This is a genomic window from Alkaliphilus flagellatus (assembly GCF_018919215.1).
Classification (GTDB): domain Bacteria; phylum Bacillota; class Clostridia; order Peptostreptococcales; family Natronincolaceae; genus Alkaliphilus_B; species Alkaliphilus_B flagellatus.
The window spans coordinates 158,780-177,982 of the sequence record NZ_JAHLQK010000004.1 but is presented as its reverse complement, the minus strand read 5'-3'; the positions used below and the strand labels follow the sequence as shown (position 1 = coordinate 177,982).

Genomic DNA, 19,203 nt, shown 5'->3' with positions numbered 1-19,203 from the left:
TTTAAATTATGTATATATTAATGTATAATAAAACTAAGGGAAAATATAGACAACAATATTAATAAAGGGGGTAACATAGTGGAAAAACTGAAGCTAGATGATTTTATAAGGTATAAGTTTTTGTCAAATATAATACATTCTTTAAACGGTGAGAAAGTTTGTTTTACTGTGAACGAAGCTGACTTAGATAGTAACAAGTATCTATCTAATATATGGATTTATTATAATGAAGATAATACATATAGGCAATTAACATCATCTAATGAAGACAAAATGTTTCTATGGCTAGGAGATAATGAAACCATTTTATTTTCAAGTTTAAGAGATTTAAAGGATAAGGAAAAGGTTAAAGAAGGAGAAGTGTTTACCCAGTTTTATAAAATTAGCATTAATGGTGGAGAGGCTAAAAAAGCATTTAGAATTTCTAAAAAAGTAACTTCTATTAAACAGATTGATGACAATACATATATTTTTACTGCTAGGTTTAATCTCTATAATAAAGAACTAGATAAATTATCAGAAGAAGAAAGAAATCTAGAGTTAAAAACACAAAAGGAAGAGAAGGATTATGAGATTTTAGATGAGATTCCATTTTGGAGCAATGGGGTAGGCTTTACAAATAAAAGTAGAAATAGATTATATATCTATAATGTTTTAACAAATAGCTATAATTTGATTACAGATGATTTTACCAACGTAAGTAGTGTAAATTTAAATGATAAAAAGGATAAAGTTATTTTTATTGGACAAAGTTTTGAGAATAAAATGGAACTTGAAAATTCAATATATGTATATGACTTACTGAAACAAACAATAGAAAAAGTAGAAACTCCTTACACGGTTATGCATGGATATGCTAATTTTATTGACGATAATAAAATAGTGTATATAGGAAAAGATATGGTTAAATACGGAATGAATGAAAATAGCAAGTTTTATATCTTAGATGTTAAGGAGCAAAAAACAACTTGCATTACTCCAGATTTAGACTGTAATTTAACTAATTCTGTTGGGTCCGATTGTAGATATGGAATTTCTCCAGCATCTAGCATTCAAAAAAGTGGAGATAATATATATTTTATTTCAACGGAAGGAGAATATTCATATTTAAATAGATTAAACATGAATGGAGAAATCGAAAAATTAACTTCTAACAATGGAAGTGTAGATGACTTCTCTGTAAATGATAATAGGGATATTTTATTTATTGGGTTAAGGGATACAAAGCTTCAAGAGATATATTTACTAAAAGATAATAAAGAGCATCAAATTTCGGAATTTAATCAATGGGTTAAGGAAACAAAATCAATAATTAAGCCTGAAAAAATCACCGTAGAAACCTCTAATAATATATTTATTGATGGTTGGATTATAAGGCCAGTAGATTTTCAAGAAGATAGAAAATACCCAGCAATTTTAGATATTCATGGGGGACCAAAGACGGCTTATGGGGAAGTTTTTTATCATGAAATGCAATATTGGGCTAACGAAGGATATGTAGTTTTCTTTTGTAATCCTAGGGGTAGCGATGGAAAAGGAAATAATTTTGCTGATATTCGAGGTAAATATGGAACTATAGACTATGATGATATAATGAAGTTTACTGATGTGGTATTAGAAAAATATACATTTATAGATAAGGATAAGGTAGGTGTTACTGGAGGCTCCTATGGTGGTTTTATGACGAACTGGATTATAGGGCATACAGATCGATTTAAGGCTGCCGCATCCCAAAGAAGTATTTCGAACTGGATTTCTAAATTTGGAACAACGGACATAGGATATTATTTTAACCATGATCAAATAGGAGCAACTCCATGGGATAATCAAGAAAAACTATGGGACCATTCACCATTAAAGTATGCCCATCGTGCAAAGACTCCTACATTATTCATACATTCAGAAGAGGACTACCGATGCTGGTTAGTAGAGGGAATACAAATGTTTACTGCTTTAAAATATCATAATGTGGAAGCAAGACTTTGTATGTTTAGGGGAGAAAATCACGAGTTAAGTAGAAGTGGAAAACCAAAACACCGCATTAGAAGGCTAAAAGAGATTACAGATTGGTTTGATAAATACTTAAAATAATATAGAAGAGAGGAAGGTAAAGAATTTTCTTTGCCACTAGAACCACTCACTTGTAGTTGTATTTGTAGATGTAGGGGGACAAATCAATGAAAAATTAAGAATCCTTTAGGAAAATGTTATCATGCAGTAGTACAGGCGGCAATAACTGAAGGGAAAATAATCAAAAATCAAACATTTTAATAAAGAATAAAAAACTTGCAGAATAGATTCTGATATTCAATCGTCTATACTGCAAGTTTTTAATTTTATATTTTTCCCAATACTTTTTTGTTTGTACAGGGTTACATACCTCTAATATTTTAAAATTTTTATCCAAATATAGTCCTTTTTCCTTAGGCTTATCCTTAAAATTTAGCTCCCATAACATAGCAAAGTTATGATTGCTTAAGCTTTTCTTTAGATCCTCAATAGCCTTTTCAAAGCTCCTATTTGTCTGCACCTTACAGTTTATGCTCATAATATCTCTCCTAGAAATATTTAATTCTAATAATACGATTTCCTAATATAAAGAATAGAATTCTAAAAGTTACAGAAAATAAACAGTAACAGATGGTTATCATCAACAGTTGAAATAAATATGTATGGCAATATGACTAACAGATAATTTCACACCATTAAGAATGGAAAGGATTGATATATATATGATGGGTTATGGATATGGATTGATGGGTGGATTTGGTATGATTATTCCAGTAATATTAATAGTATTGGTCATATATGCAGTAGTGAAATTAATGCAGAATAATAATGGGAATTATGATATGCGAAATGGGAAAAATGATGCTATTGATATCTTAAATCAAAGATATGCAAAGGGAGAAATTTCAGAAGAAGAGTATATGCAAAAGAAGAAAATGTTAAGAGATTGACTAACAATCAATATATAGCGGCTGAAATCTGAAATATAAACTAGGAGAGTTTAATCTTATCCTAGTTTTTTGTTTAAATATAGTGAATCCTTTAATTATCTCAATTAATAAGTTGTATCTCGAAAATTGGCATGGAATTTGCGTATGTAATATAAATAAATATAGGAGGAGATGTTGTGAAAAAGTGGTTTGAAAAATTATTAAAATCAATTGAAGATGCAAATAAGCAAAACTTCGGAAATCAGAAGCTGGATTGCTGCGATTTAAATAGTAATAAGAAAAATACAAACAATCAGCAGAAAAAATAAAGTGGGGGAAATAAAATGAATCATCAAAATCGCAAAGGAAAAAGTAGCGGTATTTTAATGTTACTATGTTGCTTAGTTCCCATACTAGTTGTTTTGATTCTACCAAGATTGGGATTTGAACTGGGACCTATAGGTAGGTTAGCACCTTATGCAATGTTTTTGATCTGTCCCATAATGCATATTGGAATGATGATAGCTATATCTAAAGGTAATAAAAAAGGAGACTGTCATCAATCTGAATACATTGGAAAACAAAAATAATTAGGATGGAGCCGAAAGGTTCTCTCTACATTAACTTTGAAGGAAAGTGTAGTATATGCTACACTCATTGTGGCATTTTTTTTGTGGAATTATATAAGGCCAGAAGAAAATGATTTTTCTTCGCTATATACCTTACAGGCGTATGCTATATAACATAAGAATACTCAATTATAAGAAGAATAGTTTGTTTGGCCTTTAAGCCTCAAACAAAAAGCGATTGGAGAAGCTTAGTTAGTGAAAAGAAAGCATAACTACGAAAAATAAACCTTATAAATCTATATTGTTTATCTTCATATTTTCTTCAAAATCTTTTTCTATAATGTATAAGAAGCAAGATTTACTTAGCAAAATACAAAAAATAAATAGGAGGCAAGAGATTATGAAAAAGAGAGTATTAGTACTAGCAAGTGCAGCTATTATTACAATGGCATCTATAGGAGGTTATGCCTTCGCCCAAGGAAGCAATGGGATAAGACTTAGTAGCGATCAAGAAAAGGTTACAATTGGGGAAAAAGAAACAACTAAAAATTATAACAGTCAACAAAAACCTACAATTCAGGAGCCGGTAGTAGCAGGAAACAATAATAATCATTGTGAAAACAGTGAAGAAATGATTCAAATTATGAAAGAAAATGGTTTTGAGGATATGGCAAAGTGGATGGAAGATGGTAACTTTAAATCAATGGACGAATTTATGAACAATATGTCAGATGAAGATTATCAAAAGATGATTGATTTAATGAATGAAAATGGCTATGGTAATATGTCAAAAATGATGGAATCCATTGGAAGAGAAGATATGATTAATATGCACAATTCCATGATGGGTGGAAATGGTTCTAATTTTAATAAAATGGGAAATATGATGGGCAGATTTCAATAATAAAAATAGTATAAAATAAATAATAAAGAGTATCTTGGATAATTCAGGATGCTCTTTATTTTGTCGATTTTGGTATTTAAATTGCATGGTTAAATAGTAAGTTTCTATTTTTTATTTTTAAAGTTTATATATAAACTTTAAAAATAAAAAAACAAAATACTGTAAGTAAAAAAGGTAGTAGTTAGATTTACATTGTATGAAATACTACAAGAAACTGTGTCATATGCTACAATTAGATTAAAGGATAATAAAAATGTTTATTAAATTATTCTTGTAGGAATTTATATAAATAATGAAAGGATGAAAATATGCCGACGATAGTTTGTATTGTATTTTTTTTGAGTATGTACTTTTTTTTAAGGGATTATAATAACAGCACTAACCAGGATGAAATCGAATATATTCATTGTAATGGCTGCGGAGAAAAAGTGAATGGATCCAATGAATTTTGTCCCTATTGTAAAGAAACGTTAAAGGAAGAGTGTCCCCATTGTAGAAAAATGGTTCATATTAATTGGAGGTACTGTCCATATTGTGGAATAGCAAAGGAAAATAGGTGGTTAAATGAATGATGAAAAAAAATATAAATTAGTAATTATTTTATTACTCATTTTAATAACTGGACTCCATTATTCTACTCAATCTAGTCTATGGGGTATTCATGATTTTTACAGAAGATTATATTACCTTCCTATTATTTTAGGAGCATTTAAATTCCGACTAAGGGGAGGGTTTATTATTTCAACTTTAGTGGTATTAATCTATGCTCCACACCTTTTGATTTATTTTGGAGAAATTAACATTGAGGTTATCAATCAGTTTTTAGAGTCAGGAATGTTTATGGTTGTAGGATTAATAACTGGATACTTGGTAGAACAGGACTATAAGAGAGGGAAAGCACTTGAATATCAAGTAGTTAAGATCGCAAATTTAGAGAATTATACTCATAATATTTTAGAAAGTATAGATAGTGGTGTTATAGCCTTTGAGTCTGAAGGTCAATTGGGCACTGTAAATAGACGGATAGAGAGAATATTAGGTAAACAGGAAGAGGTAAAGAGGTTTATATCCCAAGAAGGTATAGTGGAAGAAATTAATAAAGTACTATTAGGCAAGGAAAAGATTATTAAAAGAGGATTGAGTTATGTTAAGGACAAAGATGAGGAAATATATATTGAAATGACAATACATCCTATAGAAAATATGTCTAAGGTTCGAGAAGGTGCTGTAGTTGTGGTGCAGGATAAAACTACAGTGAAAAAGCTTGAAGACCAAGTCCGACGTGGGGAACGTTTGGCGGCTGTGGGGCAGTTAGCCTCGGGTATTGCCCATGAAATACGAAATCCTCTAGGTATTATTAAAACTATAAGTCAAACAATTAATCAAGATGTGAGGGATGAAGATTTAAAAGAAGGTCTAGATATTATTAAGTATGAAATTGATAGGGCTAATAAGGTAATTCAAGGTCTTTTAGACTTTGCAAAACCAAATAAAATACAGGATTGTAGGATAGACCTAGGAAAACTATTAGAGGAATTAGTGCTGGTAACACGTAAATTTGGAAAACAGCAAAATGTAGAATTAATTTTAAATAGAATGAAAGAAAGCAAAATAGAAGGAGATCCTGACAAATTAAAGCAGGCATTCGTCAATATTATACTAAATGGAATACAAGCCATGAAAAATGGAGGAAAGCTTGAGATTACACTAGGGAATAGTGAGGGAAAATGGATAATTATCTCTTTTAAAGATGAGGGAGAAGGAATTTTGGAGGAAGTATTTGATCAAATTTTTAATCCATTCTTTACCACTAAGGAAAGTGGTACAGGGTTAGGTTTATCTATTACACACAGAATTATAGAAGAGCATAATGGGAAAATTGAATTCAATAGTAAATTATGGGAAGGGACAGAGATGAAGGTGTACTTACCTCTGCTAGAAAAGGAGGCAACCTATGTCTAAGAGAATATTGATTATAGATGATGAGAAAAATATGCGATGGGCAATAAAAAAAGCTCTTGAAAAAGAAGGTTATATCATTTATGAAGCAGCAAATGGTAGGAAGGATTAGAAAAACTTGAGGAAACTTATCCAGATTTAATACTTCTAGATTTAAGGATGCCTGTAATGGATGGAATAGAAGCACTCCAAAGGATAAAAGAAACTAAGGAAGGTATTCCTGTAATTATGCTAACAGCCTATGGGACCATGGAATCAGCAGTAGAAGCTATGAAACTAGGGGCACTAGATTATATTTCTAAGCCCTTCGATATAGAAGAATTAAAAATACAAATTAAAAAGTCTTTAGATGTAGGTGAACTTAAGGAGCAAGTAAGCTATTTAAAGGAAGAACTAGAGAGAAGCACAGGAGGGACAATTATCGGCGAAAGTCTAAAAATGAAAGAAGTATTAAAAGTCGTAGAACGGGTAGCCAATACAAATGCTACAATTTTAGTATTAGGGGAAAGTGGTACTGGTAAGGAAGTTATTGCTAATGCCATCCATTATAATAGTGATCGTAGAGATAAGCCCTATGTGAAAGTGAATTGTGGAGCTATTCCAGAAAATTTAATAGAGAGCGAACTTTTTGGTTATGAGAAAGGTGCCTTTACAGGAGCTACTGCTAGAAAAATTGGTAAGTTTGAAAGGGCTAGGGGAGGGACTATATTTTTAGATGAGGTTGGAGAACTAGATTTAGCGATGCAAGTAAAGCTTTTGAGGGTATTGCAAGAAAAGGAGTTTGAACGAGTTGGAGGAAACGAGGTTGTTAAAATCGATATTCGAGTGATTGCTGCGACTAATAGAGATCTACTAAATATGGTACAGGAGGGCAGTTTCAGAGAGGATTTATACTATCGTCTTAATGTAATTCCAATGCAGATCCCCCCTCTAAGGGATAGAAAAGAGGATATTCCCTTATTGATTGAATATTTCTTAGATCGCTATGGAAAGGATATCGGAAGGAAAAATATGTCCATAAACCGAGAGGCTCAGGAAAAGCTTATCGCGTATAAATGGAATGGAAATATTCGAGAACTAGAAAATGTAGTGGAACGAATGGCTATTTTATCTCAAGATAATATAATTAAAGTGGAGAATTTACCAAGGGAAATTGTTTATTCTGAAATAGTAGAAGAAGAATTTCTTTTGCCACAAAAAGGTATTTGTATAGAAGGTTTAGAAAGGAGTTTAATCCTTCAAGCTTTAGAGCGAACAGAATATAATCAGACAAAAGCAGCAAAACTGTTAGGTATGAGTAGGCATACACTGCTTTATAGAATGGAAAAGTATAAAATTGAAAAACGGCTACATAACATATATAATGCAACTATTTTAAAGTATTAAAGTAGCCTGAGCTACCTATTTTTCATTTTAACATAATAATATAGAACGGTTTATATACAATTTCATAATATATATTACAACTAGAGATAAAGTTGCTAATAGAAAAAATAAATAAGACTATGGATTTTAAAGGTTCATTCAAGACTTATAGATTATTGGCTACTCTATTTTAAAAAGGTAGGTGAAATATATGAGTCAAAACATTGAGAATAAAGGGTTCTTTGGAGGATGTGGAAATAATTTCTTTTCCTTCATCTTTTTAATTATTATATTATGTTGTGTATTTGGAAGTAAACGTAGATGCGGATGTGGACGTGAATTTTGCAATTGCAAAATATAGATTATATTAGAACAAACTAAAAATAACTAGGTTAACAATTGTTAACCTAGTTATTTTTAGTTTTCTTTATATATATTTTTCTTTTTTAACTACACAATAATAAACTTTTAAATTATGTAGAAGATGTAGAGAAAGGAAGATCAATATTACTATCCATTGATAAATTATTTAGAAGGGCAATTTCTAAAGATTATGGAATTAGAATTATAAAGATCTGCTATATAGCTTTGAAGTTTTAATATTTATTTGCTATATATTCAATAATTCCTTGTGCAATAGCTGTAGCGATTTTATATTGATAATCTTCATTTTGAATAAGTTTTCTATCTTCTGGAGTTGTTATAAAACCTATTTCTATTATAACACCAGGAGATTTAGATTCTCTTAACACATAGAAGTTTCCAGTCAATACTTCTGCCTTAATTTGTTCTGTTTTTAAAAATTCATTAAAAACTAGCTTATTGATTGAATCACAAATTTCCTTAGCTAAATGTTCACTATCTTTCGATGTAGGGTGATGAATTACGTGAACTCCTTGGACTTTAGTATTCTTAGGATGTGCATTTACATGGATACTGACGAACAACTCAGCATTATTGTTGTCAATAATACTTTTTCTAGCATTTAAATCCCTTCTATATCTTGAGGCATTTATATTACTCTTAGATTCAAGAGATGTATCATCATCCCTTGTCATAACAACATTTATATTTTTATCATGTAGAATTTTTTTTAATTTTAATGATACTTCTAGATTAATATTCTTTTCTAATAAATCATTATGACTAGATCCACCATCTATTCCGCCATGTCCAGGGTCTATCACAATGGTTTTTGAAGAAGTGTTATTAAAAACCGGATAAGAAATATTAAAAATAAACATAGGAAAAATTAGTATACATATAAGTAAAATACAAAGAGGTATAGCTCTTTTTTTATAAGACCCAATAATTATTATGATAGGCTTTTTATGCATGTACTCACTCCTTATAAAATCATATGATTTATTATATGTTCGTATAATTTATATAGAATTGGAGGGATATAAGAAATGAAGTCTAAAAAAGTATAATAAGTGGTGTTATTTTTTGCTACAATTATTACCATTATTATTATTATATATATATCTTAGAAACTTATAGAAAACCTTAAAGATATTGATATTACATTAAAATTAGGATAAACTATAGTAAAACTATTTGATATAAAGTGCAAGAAATATAATTGTATATAATATAAATAACAATAATAAACTCAGTAAATTATTGAATTTAAGTAAAATAGATTTATTATATACCAAAGAAGAGGGAGTTGAAAAGATGGAGTCCATTTCTTTAAATAAAATAAAAAGACAAGAAACAGAAGCATACAAGGCTTCTGTAGAAATTGATCGCATTTTACACTATGAAACAGAAGGAAATTATCGTTCATGGCAGTTTGAGAATTATCAGGTAATAAAGAATACCCTTAAGACAACCTATGATGAACTTTTTATATTATGGAAAGAAGAGGCGAGATTTAGGCAGGGCTTTAAAGTGGAAGATGATACGGTAATTGTTCCAAATATTTTTGCTAAGATCAGTGGTACACATAGAGATTTAGAACTTTACTGGAATGAACTAGATCAATTAAAGAAGGATGATAAAACAACTATTTTTATAAATTCTATACCTTTTACATCTCCTAATAAAAATCGTAGTTTTAATAAATGTATTTTAAATGATAAGGAATTATTTGATTTAGATATAGTAAAATCCATGGATAATTATCCACTTGCTTATTTAAAAACTTCATCACAAAACCTTATTTTATCTAAGATTAATGAGATGATTCAGTCCAAGGATTTATTTAACTTTGAAATAACTACTGAATTAAAGTACAAAATATTAGATACTATTTTAAATCTTAAGGATCAATATTTAAATTTGATTCAAAACTTTGACTATCCTTTTAATATTCCTAAGCTAGTAGTATTCGATAGCAGTAAAAATATATTTAGTCAAGAAGATATTATTTCATTAGTTTTTCTTCACCTTGTTGGATTTGATATAGTTATATTTACACCAACTGGTTATAATAATTTGGAAAAGTATATTAATGATTTATGCTTTGACACACATAGATTGGAAGAAGTTCAATATAATCTACAATCAATGAAAAATACGACCAATCATATAGATAAGCCTAAAAGAAAAAGAATAACTGCAGGTATATTGGCAATATTTTTAGGAGGACTAGGTGGACATAAGTTTTATCTAGGTAGACCTATACAAGGAGTTCTTATGCTATTATTTTGGTGGACTCTAATTCCAACAATTGTTGGAATTGTACAAGGTGTAGAATATTTAAAAAATAGTGATGAAACCTTTATTCAGGAGAGTAAAGAAATTAAAAGAGTGACAGCAGGATTATTGGCTATTTTCTTTGGAGGATTTGGAATTCATAAGTTTTATTTAGGTAAGGTTTTCCAAGGACTTCTTCATTTTATTTTTTTCTTTACTTTAATTCCCTTTGTAATTGGAATTAAGGAAGGATTAAAATATTTAAAGGCAACGGACCAAGAATTTTATTTGCAATATTGTTAATGTATGGCTACAGTCGCAATTAAGGCTGTAGCTTTTATATTTTACGGTTGAAAAATAATAAAAGGGGTAATATATTCTATAAAGAGGTTTTAAATTGCAATTACTTTATCTATCTTCGGTGTATTACTAAGGTTCTCACTTTTATAATCGTAAGATAAATCACTACATACAAGAAATAAGTGCAACTAAAATTTAGGTAGAGTTAAAATGCTATCTGAATCAAGCTTTCTTTATCAAGGAGGAATTAATATGGATATAAATAACAAAAAAGTTTTTACTGCAACCTTTGCCTTAGGCTGATTTTGGGGACCAGATGCTCAGTTTGGGAGTATAAAAGGAGTAATTAGTACAAGAGTAGGATATGCTGGAGGAACTACAAATAATCCTAGCTATTATAATTTAGGGGATCATACGGAAACAATTGAAATTAACTATGATCCTAATATTATTAGCTATAGAGAGCTTTTAAATATATTTTGGAATCTGCATAATCCAATATATGAAACTGGAAATAGGCAATACATGTCTATTATATTCTATCATAACAATATGCAGATGGAAGAAGCTATAGATGTAAAAAGACAAATTGAAGCTGAAAGAGGACAGAAAATATATACTGAAATAGTATCATTTAAAAACTTTTATCTGGCAGAAGGATATCATCAAAAATACTATTTACAGAACGCAACAAAACCATATAAGGAGTTAAAAAATATATATAGTAGCTTTAGTGAGTTTGTTTCTTCAACATTAACTGCTCGGGTTAATGGATATATTGCCGGGAGTATTAGTATATATTCATTAAAAAGGGAGTTAGAATATCTAGAAGTTCCTGAAGAAAACTATAATAGACTAATAGCCATATTAGAGGATTTAAGGTGATAGGTATATTTACAATTTAACAGAAATAATATAGATAAGGTAAGACTATCTCTATAAGAGCTTTAAAAGTGTAGTTATAATATACAGTGTGTATTTTAAAAAAATTCTTAAAATTATTCAAAATGTATTGCCAATAATTCTTGCACATGGTATAATTTTACTGATAATACATTTAGGAGGTGAAAAGATGAAATCACTTAGCTTAGTTAACCAAATTGATAACAAAATAATTAAAATGAATAATACTACAGTATTTATTGCTACTACAGGAGTAGTGCGTCCAAAATTAAATAATATGTTAGCTAAGAGAAAGTGGATCATCTTTGACAATAAATAAAAGAATTTATTGCCTAGGAAGGTTTACCTTTCTAGGTTTTTTATTGTTTGTTTAATACAAACTAAGTTTGCAGTTTTTTTATATTACTGTTAAATTTAATTATTGTTTTGTGTTAAGAATTAATAAGGCCTAGGAAGATACTTTCTTAGGTCTTTTATTTTTGTACCTATATATTAAGGGGTGAGGGGAATGTCGCTTATTTAATGTTTAATAATTAAAATCTAGACAATTATTAGGAAAGTGAGGACAGAATAGTGAGAAATATAAAATTGATTTGGAAATATATGAAGGGTAATAGGTTAATCTATATGGGAGCTATTATTAGTATTGGAATAGCCACCCTTTTAAATGTGTTGAATCCTCTTATAATTAAGACAACAATAGATTCAATTATAGGAAATACTCCTTTAGAAGATGCTGGGGCTATTACTAGCCTGGTTAATAGGTTAGGAGGAGTAAAAATATTACAAAATAATCTTTGGATTATAGCAGGAAGTTTAGTAATTTTAACAATTATTACTGGAATTTTTTTATACCTAAAAGGTAAATTAGCTTCTGTAGCTGCTGAATCCACTGCAAAGCAAATTAGAGAAACACTATACGATCATCTACAACATCTTCCTTATGAATATCATGTAAAGGCGGAAACAGGAGATTTAATACAGAGGTGTACATCGGATGTAGAAACCATAAGAAGATTTCTAGGTGTGCAATTTGTGGAAATAGGTAATGCGCTTTTTATGCTGTCCTTCATTTCATATATAATGTTAAGTCTAAATGTAAAAATGACTCTTGTTTCTATGATAGCAGTACCTCTAATATTTATTTTTGCTGTTGTTTTCTTTATAAAGATAAAGGCAGCTTTTCAACTTTATGATGAATCAGAGGCTAGTATGTCTACGGTTTTACAGGAAAATTTAACTGGAGTAAGAGTAGTAAGAGCTTTTGCAAGACAGAGCTATGAGATTGATAAATTTGAGGAAAAGAATGCTATTCATCGAGGATTAACTAATAGAATGATTAGATTACTAGCTTGGTATTGGTCACTTTCAGATTTTCTGTGTATGCTCCAAATTGCTCTAGTACTTGTAGTTGGAGCATACTGGACATCAAAGGGGATTATTACCCTAGGAACATTAGTTGTATTTACAACATACGAAGGTATGCTTCTATGGCCAATTAGACAAATGGGTAGAATTATAGCTGATATGGGTAAGGCCTTAGTTGCTGTAGAGCGAATACAAAATATTTTAGATCAGCCAAGGGAAATTATGATTGAAAGTGGTAAAGAACCGATTATTAAAGGAAATATTAAATTTGAAAATGTTTCTTTTGAATATGAAAAGGGGAAGCCTGTTCTTAAAAACATTTCATTTGAAGTAAAAGAGGGGCAGACAATTGCAATACTAGGTCCAACCGGATCGGGAAAAAGCACATTAGTATACCTAATGGCTAGATTATATGATTACCAAAAAGGTTCTATTAAGGTTGATGGACATGAGTTAAAAACTATAGATAAAAAATGGATTCGCAAAAAAATAGGTATTGTACTTCAAGAACCATTTCTATTTGCTAAATCTATAAAAGAAAATATTAGATTAGCAAAGACATGCTCATCTGATGAAGAGGTTTTTCAAGTGGCTAATATTGCATCAATTCACAATACTATTTTAGACTTTGATCAAGGCTACGATACTATGGTAGGCGAACGAGGTGTGTCATTATCAGGAGGACAAAAGCAAAGGGTAGCTATAGCTAGAACTTTAATTACGGAGAGTCCTATAGTAGTATTTGATGATTCTTTAAGTGCTGTAGATACAGAGACAGATAACGAAATTAGAATGGCTTTAAAAGAGCGTAAAAATAAAGCTACAACTTTTATTATTTCTCATAGAATAACAACTCTTTCAGAAGCAGACTGTATTATTGTACTAGAGAAAGGGAGGATTACTGAAATGGGTAATCATACAGAGCTTATGAAGAAGCAGGGTCTTTATAGAAGAGTATGGGAAATTCAAAACTCTCTTGAGGGAGGAGCAGAAACTATTGCTGCTAAAAGCGTATAGAAATATTATTAAATATATATAGTTAATGAGCGAGGTGACTAGTAATGAATGAACATAAAGAACAGGATTATGAAAAGGGACTTGACTTAAAGCTATGGAGAAATTTATTTAAATACACTAAACCTTACAAAAAAGAGCTAATATCCTTGTCCATAGTTATGATAGTTGTGGCATTTATTGAGGCTGTTTTTCCATATATGACAAAGATAGCCATAGATAATTTTATTATACCAGGAGTAACTGATGGTATCAAAGGATTTGGTATAGTTTATGCTATACTGGTTATGATTTTAGCTATTTGTGTGTGGCTTTTAATTGCACTAGCAGGGAGTATAGAAACAGGATTATGTTATGATATAAGGAAGCTTGGATTTAAGAGACTGCAAGAACTTTCCTTTTCCTATTATGATAATAAAGCAGTTGGATGGCTGATGGCAAGAATGACATCGGACGTATTAAGACTTGGTGAAACTATTTCTTGGGGACTAGTTGATTTAGTATGGGGATTTGCAAAAATGGTAGCTATTATGATTGTTATGATTTACTTAAATTCGAAGTTGGCTTTAATTACACTCTCTGTAATACCATTTCTAGCTATTATTAGTATATATTTTCAGAAAAAAATGCTAAGTAGTCATAGGAGGGTACGTAAATTCAACTCCCGTATTACTGGGGTATTCAATGAAGGAATTATGGGTGCAAAGACAACAAAAATATTAAATAGAGAAGAAGAAAATTTAAACGAATTTAAAGAAATTACTGGTGAAATGAGAACACATTCCATAAGAGCAGCGATTTTTTCAGCACTTTATTTGCCTATAATTTTAACATTATCTAGCATAGGAACTGCCCTAGCACTATGGCGAGGTGGAGAAGGTGTTATTTTAACCCTAATTAGTTATGGTACATTAGTAGCCTTCATCTCTTATACAATTCAATTTTTTGAACCAGTTCGTGAAATTGCTAGAGTTCTTGCAGAGTTTCAATCAGCTCATGCTTCAGCTGAAAGAGTTCTTTCTATGATAAATACAGAGCCAGAAATTAAAGATAGTGATGAGGTAAAGGAATTATATGGAGAAGATTTTAATTCTAACAGGAAAAACTGGCCTTCATTGAATGGAAATATTACATTCAAAAATGTATCCTTTGCTTATAATGTAGAAGAGCCTATCTTAGAAAATTTTAATTTGGATGTAAAGGCTGGAGAAACAATAGCATTAGTAGGAGAAACTGGATCAGGAAAAAGTACTATAGTTAATTTGGCTTGTCGTTTTTATGAGCCTACTTCGGGTCAAATCCTAATTGATGGAATAGACTATAGACAGAGACCTTTATTATGGCTTCATAGCAATTTAGGTTATGTGTTGCAGAATCCACATTTATTTAGTGGAACAATTAAAGATAACATTAGATATGGTAAACTGGATGCTAGTGAAGTAGATATAATAAGGGCAGCTAAATTAGTAAATGCCCATGATTTTATTATGAAATTAGAAAAAGGCTATGATACAGAGGTTGGAGAAGGTGGAGGTATGTTATCAACGGGCGAAAAGCAACTTGTTTCCTTTGCAAGAGCTATATTAGCCGACCCAAGGATATTTATTCTAGACGAAGCTACATCTTCTATTGACACAGAAACGGAGCAGATGATTCAAAAAGCTATTAATAAGGTATTAAAGGGTAGAACCAGCTTTATTATAGCCCACCGTCTATCAACTATTAGATCTGCAGATCGTATTCTAGTTATTAGAGACGGTAAAATGATTGAACAAGGTGATCATAATCAACTGATTAATAAAAAAGGATACTATTATAAACTCTATACAAATCAGTTTTTAGAAGAACAGGGTAAAAAAATATTAAGTAATTAATCGAATTAATGGGCCCATCGTAATCTTACGATGGGTTTCTTGTATTCTATATGTATATTTTGGTATTATATAGAACTTTTTTCTATTTTATTTGCCAAAAACTACAGTATTATTACATCTTAATTACAATTTCCTAGATTCGTTGACATAAGATTTTACATAGTGATATAAATAATAGTAACGCAAGACAATTGGTAATAGAAATCTATAGTATAGGTGTTAATAATTTTCAAATTATTAACAAAAGAATAGGAGGGACCAATGAAAAAATTAATTTCGAGCATATTAGTACTAATAATTTTTATCGCTTCTTTTACTATTTCTTTTGCAAATGTATCTCCAAATAAGATTTCGCTGAAAGAAAATGGTAAAGTAAGAAGCTTCCAAGCAGTAAATCTTAAAATAGACAACAAAGTGGTAAAATCTGCGGATGTACCTCCTGTACTTTATCTAATCAATAATCAAGCAAGAACATTAGTACCATTAAGAATGATTGTAGAACATTTAGAGGACAAACTAAATGCGGATATCGAATGGGATCAAGTTAAGTACGAAGTAAAAGTTAAGACTAATGATAAGGAAATCATTTTAAAAATTGATAGTCCTATTGCTACGGTTAATGGTGTTCAAAAAAAACTTCCAGATAATATCCCTGCAAAGCTTCTTACATTAGGCAATACTAGTAGGACTATGGTACCAATTCGTTTTTTTGCAGAGGAGCTTGGACTTAATGTAGAGTGGGATCAAGAAACCTGGACTGCTTTAATCGATATTCCTAATGAGTCAGAGGATGAGTCCGAAAAGGAACCAATCCCGCCACAAGAAAATGTTTCAGACATTACAGATGTTAGGGTTGAAATGGATGGTTCTACGCCTCAAGTTCGTATTAAAACATCAAAAAAAGCTGACTATAAACAATTTAAGTTAGCAAATCCTGAGAGATTGGTAATTGATGTAACCAATGCAAAATTCAATTTAAGTGACAAAAATAAACTAGAGAATAATGGAACTTTAAACATTCCGATCAGTAGTGATGTAATAAAAGGTGTTAGAGTATCACAATTTCAAAATGATCCATTTATAACTAGAGTTGTAGTCGACCTTGGAAAACTAATTGAATATGAAATAACTTTTGATGAAAAAAATGTAGAGATTGTAATAGATTTTGTTAAGAACACTAGTAATGATAGAGAAAGACTTATTGTTATCGACCCTGGGCATGGTGGTAAGGATCCAGGAGCTATTTCCTCAACACTTAAGCTGCATGAAGCAGAAATTGTGTTGGATATTGCTACAAGGCTCAATAAATTATTAACAGGAGCGGGATTTAAAACTTATATGACCCGTGTTGACGACCGATATGTAAGTCTACAGGATCGTGTAGATACCGCGAATAAGTTAAATGCAGACTTATTTGTTAGTATTCACGCAAATGCTGCTCTGACTAATACAGCTAATGGATTAGAAAACTTTTACTATCCTAGTGAAAAAAACCCATTAGATAATAGAGATAATAAAAAGCTTGCCCAAATATTTCAAGCCGAAATGATTAAAAACCTAAACATAAATAGTAGAGGAGCAAAAGCAGGAGATCTGTATGTTCTTAGAAATACAACTATGCCAGCAGTTTTAACAGAAACAGGATTTTTAACGAATGCTGGAGATGAGGCAAAACTTGCAACAAGCCAATATCGTCAACAAGTTGCAGAGGCTATGTTTAAATCAACTGTTAGATATTTTGAAGAAACAAAATAATGCCGATGAGAAATAGAGATTATTACATATAGCTCAGATTATCAATAAACCCATAAGTTTTAACTTATGGGTTTATTGATAATCTGAGCTATGCTGTTTTTTTGTTTAGAGCAAATTTTTATCAGGTAAATGGGATAAAAGAAATATTTATCTCTTACTCGATTATTGAAACAAACTAAATTTTTTTTAAAAAAATATTATAATTTCAGAACAACTTTTAACTTCTAGAATATACTGTAGTAAGTATATTTTGGTGTATATACAAAATTAATAAGGAGGTTAATCCATGTATTATAACAGTAAGAAACCAAATACATGCCCTATGGGTACTACATCTTATATGATAAAAGCAGGGGATACATTTTATAGTATAGCTATTAGATATAATACAACTGTGGCAGCTCTTATTGCAGCTAATCCAAATGTAAATCCTAATGCATTATGTATAGGTCAAATAATTTGTATACCTATTCCTTTTCCACCATGCCCAGGAGGAAACTACTATACTATTAGGGCTGGAGACACATTCTTCTCCATAGCTAGAAGATTCAATGTTAGTTTAGATGCACTACTTAATGCTAATCCAAATGTAAATCCAGATGCATTATACATTGGTCAGGTAATTTGTATACCAGGACCTACACCGCCGCCACCAGTTACTTGTCCAGCAGGAACAATGCCTTATATTATTAGAGCAGGAGATACATTTTTCTCCATAGCTAGAAGATTCAATGTTAGTTTAGATGCATTAATTGCAGCTAATCCAAATGTAGATCCTGATAATCTGATGATAGGACAGAGAATTTGCATACCAGGACCTACGCCGCCAGGCTGCCCAGCTGGAACAACTCCATATACAATTAGATCAGGAGATACATTCTTCCTATTAGCACAAAGATTTAATACTACAGTAGAAGCTATACAACGAGCTAATCCAGGTGTAGATCCTAATAATCTACAAATAGGTCAAGTAATTTGTATGCCAGGCATACCACCAACACCAGGCTGCCCAGCTGGAACAACTCCATATACAATTAGATCAGGAGATACATTCTTCCTATTAGCACAAAGATTTAATACTACAGTAGAAGCTATACAACGAGCTAATCCAGGTGTAGATCCTAATAATCTACAAATAGGTCAAGTAATTTGTATGCCAGGCACACCACCAACACCAGGCTGCCCAGCTGGAACAACTCCATATACAATTAGATCAGGAGATACATTCTTTCTATTAGCACAAAGATTTAATACTACAGTAGAAGCTATACAACGAGCTAATCCAGGTGTAAATCCTAATAATCTACAAATAGGTCAAGTAATTTGTATGCCAGGAGATACAACACCGCCACCATCAGGCTGCCCAACTGGAACAACTTCATATACAATTAGATCAGGAGATACATTCTTTCTATTAGCACAAAGATTTAATACTACAGTAGAAGCTATACAACGAGCTAATCCAGGTGTAAATCCTAATAATCTACAAATAGGTCAAAGAATTTGTATTCCAACAGCAAACTAGATTAGATTTATATTTAGGTAAAAAAATAATTATACTAAGAAGATCCTTCTTATTTATAACTAAGAGGGATCTTCTTATATTTTAA

General features: G+C 30.7%; 17 protein-coding genes and 1 pseudogene. 16 read left to right on the top strand and 2 right to left on the bottom strand.

All coding sequences use genetic code 11. The features are described 5' to 3' along the window. The first annotated feature begins 78 nt into the window (after nucleotides 1-78). A complete protein-coding gene (locus tag KQI88_RS11130) occupies nucleotides 79-2,091 on the top strand; it encodes an alpha/beta hydrolase family protein (protein ID WP_216417341.1) in 2,013 nt (670 codons plus the stop codon). 160 nt (nucleotides 2,092-2,251) lie between these two features. Here the strand turns inward: KQI88_RS11130 and KQI88_RS11125 are convergent, their stop codons facing one another. Then, the gene (locus KQI88_RS11125; RefSeq protein ID WP_216417340.1) at nucleotides 2,252-2,548 is read right to left on the bottom strand and encodes a hypothetical protein; all 297 of its coding nucleotides are present in this window, start codon (nucleotides 2,546-2,548) and stop codon (nucleotides 2,252-2,254) included. Between the two features lie 184 nt (nucleotides 2,549-2,732). On the opposite strand from KQI88_RS11125, the gene KQI88_RS11120 reads away from it, so the two are divergent. The 8 genes from KQI88_RS11120 (at nucleotide 2,733) to KQI88_RS11090 (ending at nucleotide 8,097) form a co-directional block, all read left to right on the top strand. After that, nucleotides 2,733-2,960: an SHOCT domain-containing protein gene (locus KQI88_RS11120; RefSeq protein ID WP_216417338.1), complete on the top strand. Its 228-nt coding sequence runs from the start codon at nucleotides 2,733-2,735 to the stop codon at nucleotides 2,958-2,960. 176 nt (nucleotides 2,961-3,136) lie between these two features. Further along, complete coding sequence (locus KQI88_RS18345) at nucleotides 3,137-3,268, top strand: LDCC motif putative metal-binding protein (RefSeq protein WP_330656205.1); 132 nt, start codon at nucleotides 3,137-3,139, stop codon at nucleotides 3,266-3,268. Between the two features lie 15 nt (nucleotides 3,269-3,283). Next, a complete protein-coding gene (locus tag KQI88_RS11115; RefSeq protein WP_216417336.1) occupies nucleotides 3,284-3,529 on the top strand; it encodes a DUF2933 domain-containing protein in 246 nt (81 codons plus the stop codon). 379 nt (nucleotides 3,530-3,908) lie between these two features. Beyond that, on the top strand, nucleotides 3,909-4,412 hold the full coding sequence (locus KQI88_RS11110) for a hypothetical protein (protein ID WP_216417334.1): 504 nt from the start codon (nucleotides 3,909-3,911) through the stop codon (nucleotides 4,410-4,412). Between the two features lie 308 nt (nucleotides 4,413-4,720). Next, nucleotides 4,721-4,984, top strand: coding sequence for a zinc ribbon domain-containing protein (locus tag KQI88_RS11105; protein ID WP_216417332.1), 264 nt, complete (start codon nucleotides 4,721-4,723; stop codon nucleotides 4,982-4,984). Then, nucleotides 4,977-6,374: a two-component system sensor histidine kinase NtrB gene (locus KQI88_RS11100; protein ID WP_216417330.1), complete on the top strand. Its 1,398-nt coding sequence runs from the start codon at nucleotides 4,977-4,979 to the stop codon at nucleotides 6,372-6,374. The genes KQI88_RS11105 and KQI88_RS11100 overlap by 8 nt, the downstream gene beginning before the upstream one ends. 156 nt (nucleotides 6,375-6,530) lie before the next feature. Then, the gene (locus KQI88_RS11095) at nucleotides 6,531-7,757 is read left to right on the top strand and encodes a sigma-54-dependent transcriptional regulator (RefSeq protein ID WP_330656204.1); all 1,227 of its coding nucleotides are present in this window, start codon (nucleotides 6,531-6,533) and stop codon (nucleotides 7,755-7,757) included. Between the two features lie 190 nt (nucleotides 7,758-7,947). Beyond that, on the top strand, nucleotides 7,948-8,097 hold the full coding sequence (locus KQI88_RS11090; RefSeq protein WP_216417328.1) for a hypothetical protein: 150 nt from the start codon (nucleotides 7,948-7,950) through the stop codon (nucleotides 8,095-8,097). 235 nt (nucleotides 8,098-8,332) lie between these two features. On the opposite strand, the gene KQI88_RS11085 is transcribed toward KQI88_RS11090, so the two are convergent. Next, nucleotides 8,333-9,073, bottom strand: a complete 741-nt coding sequence (locus KQI88_RS11085; RefSeq protein WP_216417327.1) for an N-acetylmuramoyl-L-alanine amidase family protein — start codon at nucleotides 9,071-9,073, stop codon at nucleotides 8,333-8,335. Between the two features lie 343 nt (nucleotides 9,074-9,416). On the opposite strand from KQI88_RS11085, the gene KQI88_RS18490 reads away from it, so the two are divergent. The 7 genes and pseudogenes from KQI88_RS18490 (at nucleotide 9,417) to KQI88_RS18125 (ending at nucleotide 19,118) form a co-directional block, all read left to right on the top strand. Beyond that, nucleotides 9,417-10,682 carry a YceG family protein gene (locus KQI88_RS18490; RefSeq protein WP_216417325.1) on the top strand — a complete coding sequence of 422 codons (1,266 nt, stop codon included), beginning with the start codon at nucleotides 9,417-9,419 and terminating at the stop codon, nucleotides 10,680-10,682. Nucleotides 10,683-10,994: 312 nt separating this feature from the next. Continuing rightward, nucleotides 10,995-11,564: pseudogene (locus KQI88_RS11075) on the top strand (peptide-methionine (S)-S-oxide reductase); the annotation flags it as partial. A gap of 187 nt (nucleotides 11,565-11,751) precedes the next feature. Continuing rightward, nucleotides 11,752-11,901 carry a hypothetical protein gene (locus KQI88_RS11070; protein ID WP_216417323.1) on the top strand — a complete coding sequence of 50 codons (150 nt, stop codon included), beginning with the start codon at nucleotides 11,752-11,754 and terminating at the stop codon, nucleotides 11,899-11,901. A gap of 254 nt (nucleotides 11,902-12,155) precedes the next feature. Beyond that, nucleotides 12,156-13,967, top strand: a complete 1,812-nt coding sequence (locus tag KQI88_RS11065; protein WP_216417321.1) for an ABC transporter ATP-binding protein — start codon at nucleotides 12,156-12,158, stop codon at nucleotides 13,965-13,967. A gap of 44 nt (nucleotides 13,968-14,011) precedes the next feature. Then, the gene (locus tag KQI88_RS11060; protein WP_216417318.1) at nucleotides 14,012-15,838 is read left to right on the top strand and encodes an ABC transporter ATP-binding protein; all 1,827 of its coding nucleotides are present in this window, start codon (nucleotides 14,012-14,014) and stop codon (nucleotides 15,836-15,838) included. A 261-nt stretch (nucleotides 15,839-16,099) separates the two neighbouring features. Next, a complete protein-coding gene (locus KQI88_RS11055) occupies nucleotides 16,100-17,593 on the top strand; it encodes an N-acetylmuramoyl-L-alanine amidase family protein (protein ID WP_216417316.1) in 1,494 nt (497 codons plus the stop codon). 286 nt (nucleotides 17,594-17,879) lie between these two features. Further along, entirely contained in the window at nucleotides 17,880-19,118 is a 1,239-nt protein-coding gene (locus KQI88_RS18125) for a LysM peptidoglycan-binding domain-containing protein (RefSeq protein ID WP_246579258.1), read from the top strand. Nucleotides 19,119-19,203: the final 85 nt, after the last annotated feature.

What these genes read in the sequence shown, in the direction of transcription:
- KQI88_RS11125 (WP_216417340.1), bottom strand. Translation starts at nt 2,548, where the DNA reads ATGAGCATAAACTGTAAGGTGCAGACAAATAGGAGCTTTGAAAAGGCT.
- KQI88_RS11120 (WP_216417338.1), top strand. Translation starts at nt 2,733, where the DNA reads ATGATGGGTTATGGATATGGATTGATGGGTGGATTTGGTATGATTATT.
- KQI88_RS11115 (WP_216417336.1), top strand. Translation starts at nt 3,284, where the DNA reads ATGAATCATCAAAATCGCAAAGGAAAAAGTAGCGGTATTTTAATGTTA.
- KQI88_RS11110 (WP_216417334.1), top strand. Translation starts at nt 3,909, where the DNA reads ATGAAAAAGAGAGTATTAGTACTAGCAAGTGCAGCTATTATTACAATG.
- KQI88_RS11105 (WP_216417332.1), top strand. Translation starts at nt 4,721, where the DNA reads ATGCCGACGATAGTTTGTATTGTATTTTTTTTGAGTATGTACTTTTTT.
- KQI88_RS11100 (WP_216417330.1), top strand. Translation starts at nt 4,977, where the DNA reads ATGAATGATGAAAAAAAATATAAATTAGTAATTATTTTATTACTCATT.
- KQI88_RS11095 (WP_330656204.1), top strand. Translation starts at nt 6,531, where the DNA reads ATGCCTGTAATGGATGGAATAGAAGCACTCCAAAGGATAAAAGAAACT.
- KQI88_RS11090 (WP_216417328.1), top strand. Translation starts at nt 7,948, where the DNA reads ATGAGTCAAAACATTGAGAATAAAGGGTTCTTTGGAGGATGTGGAAAT.
- KQI88_RS11085 (WP_216417327.1), bottom strand. Translation starts at nt 9,073, where the DNA reads ATGCATAAAAAGCCTATCATAATAATTATTGGGTCTTATAAAAAAAGA.
- KQI88_RS18490 (WP_216417325.1), top strand. Translation starts at nt 9,417, where the DNA reads ATGGAGTCCATTTCTTTAAATAAAATAAAAAGACAAGAAACAGAAGCA.
- KQI88_RS11070 (WP_216417323.1), top strand. Translation starts at nt 11,752, where the DNA reads ATGAAATCACTTAGCTTAGTTAACCAAATTGATAACAAAATAATTAAA.
- KQI88_RS11060 (WP_216417318.1), top strand. Translation starts at nt 14,012, where the DNA reads ATGAATGAACATAAAGAACAGGATTATGAAAAGGGACTTGACTTAAAG.
- KQI88_RS11055 (WP_216417316.1), top strand. Translation starts at nt 16,100, where the DNA reads ATGAAAAAATTAATTTCGAGCATATTAGTACTAATAATTTTTATCGCT.
- KQI88_RS18125 (WP_246579258.1), top strand. Translation starts at nt 17,880, where the DNA reads ATGTATTATAACAGTAAGAAACCAAATACATGCCCTATGGGTACTACA.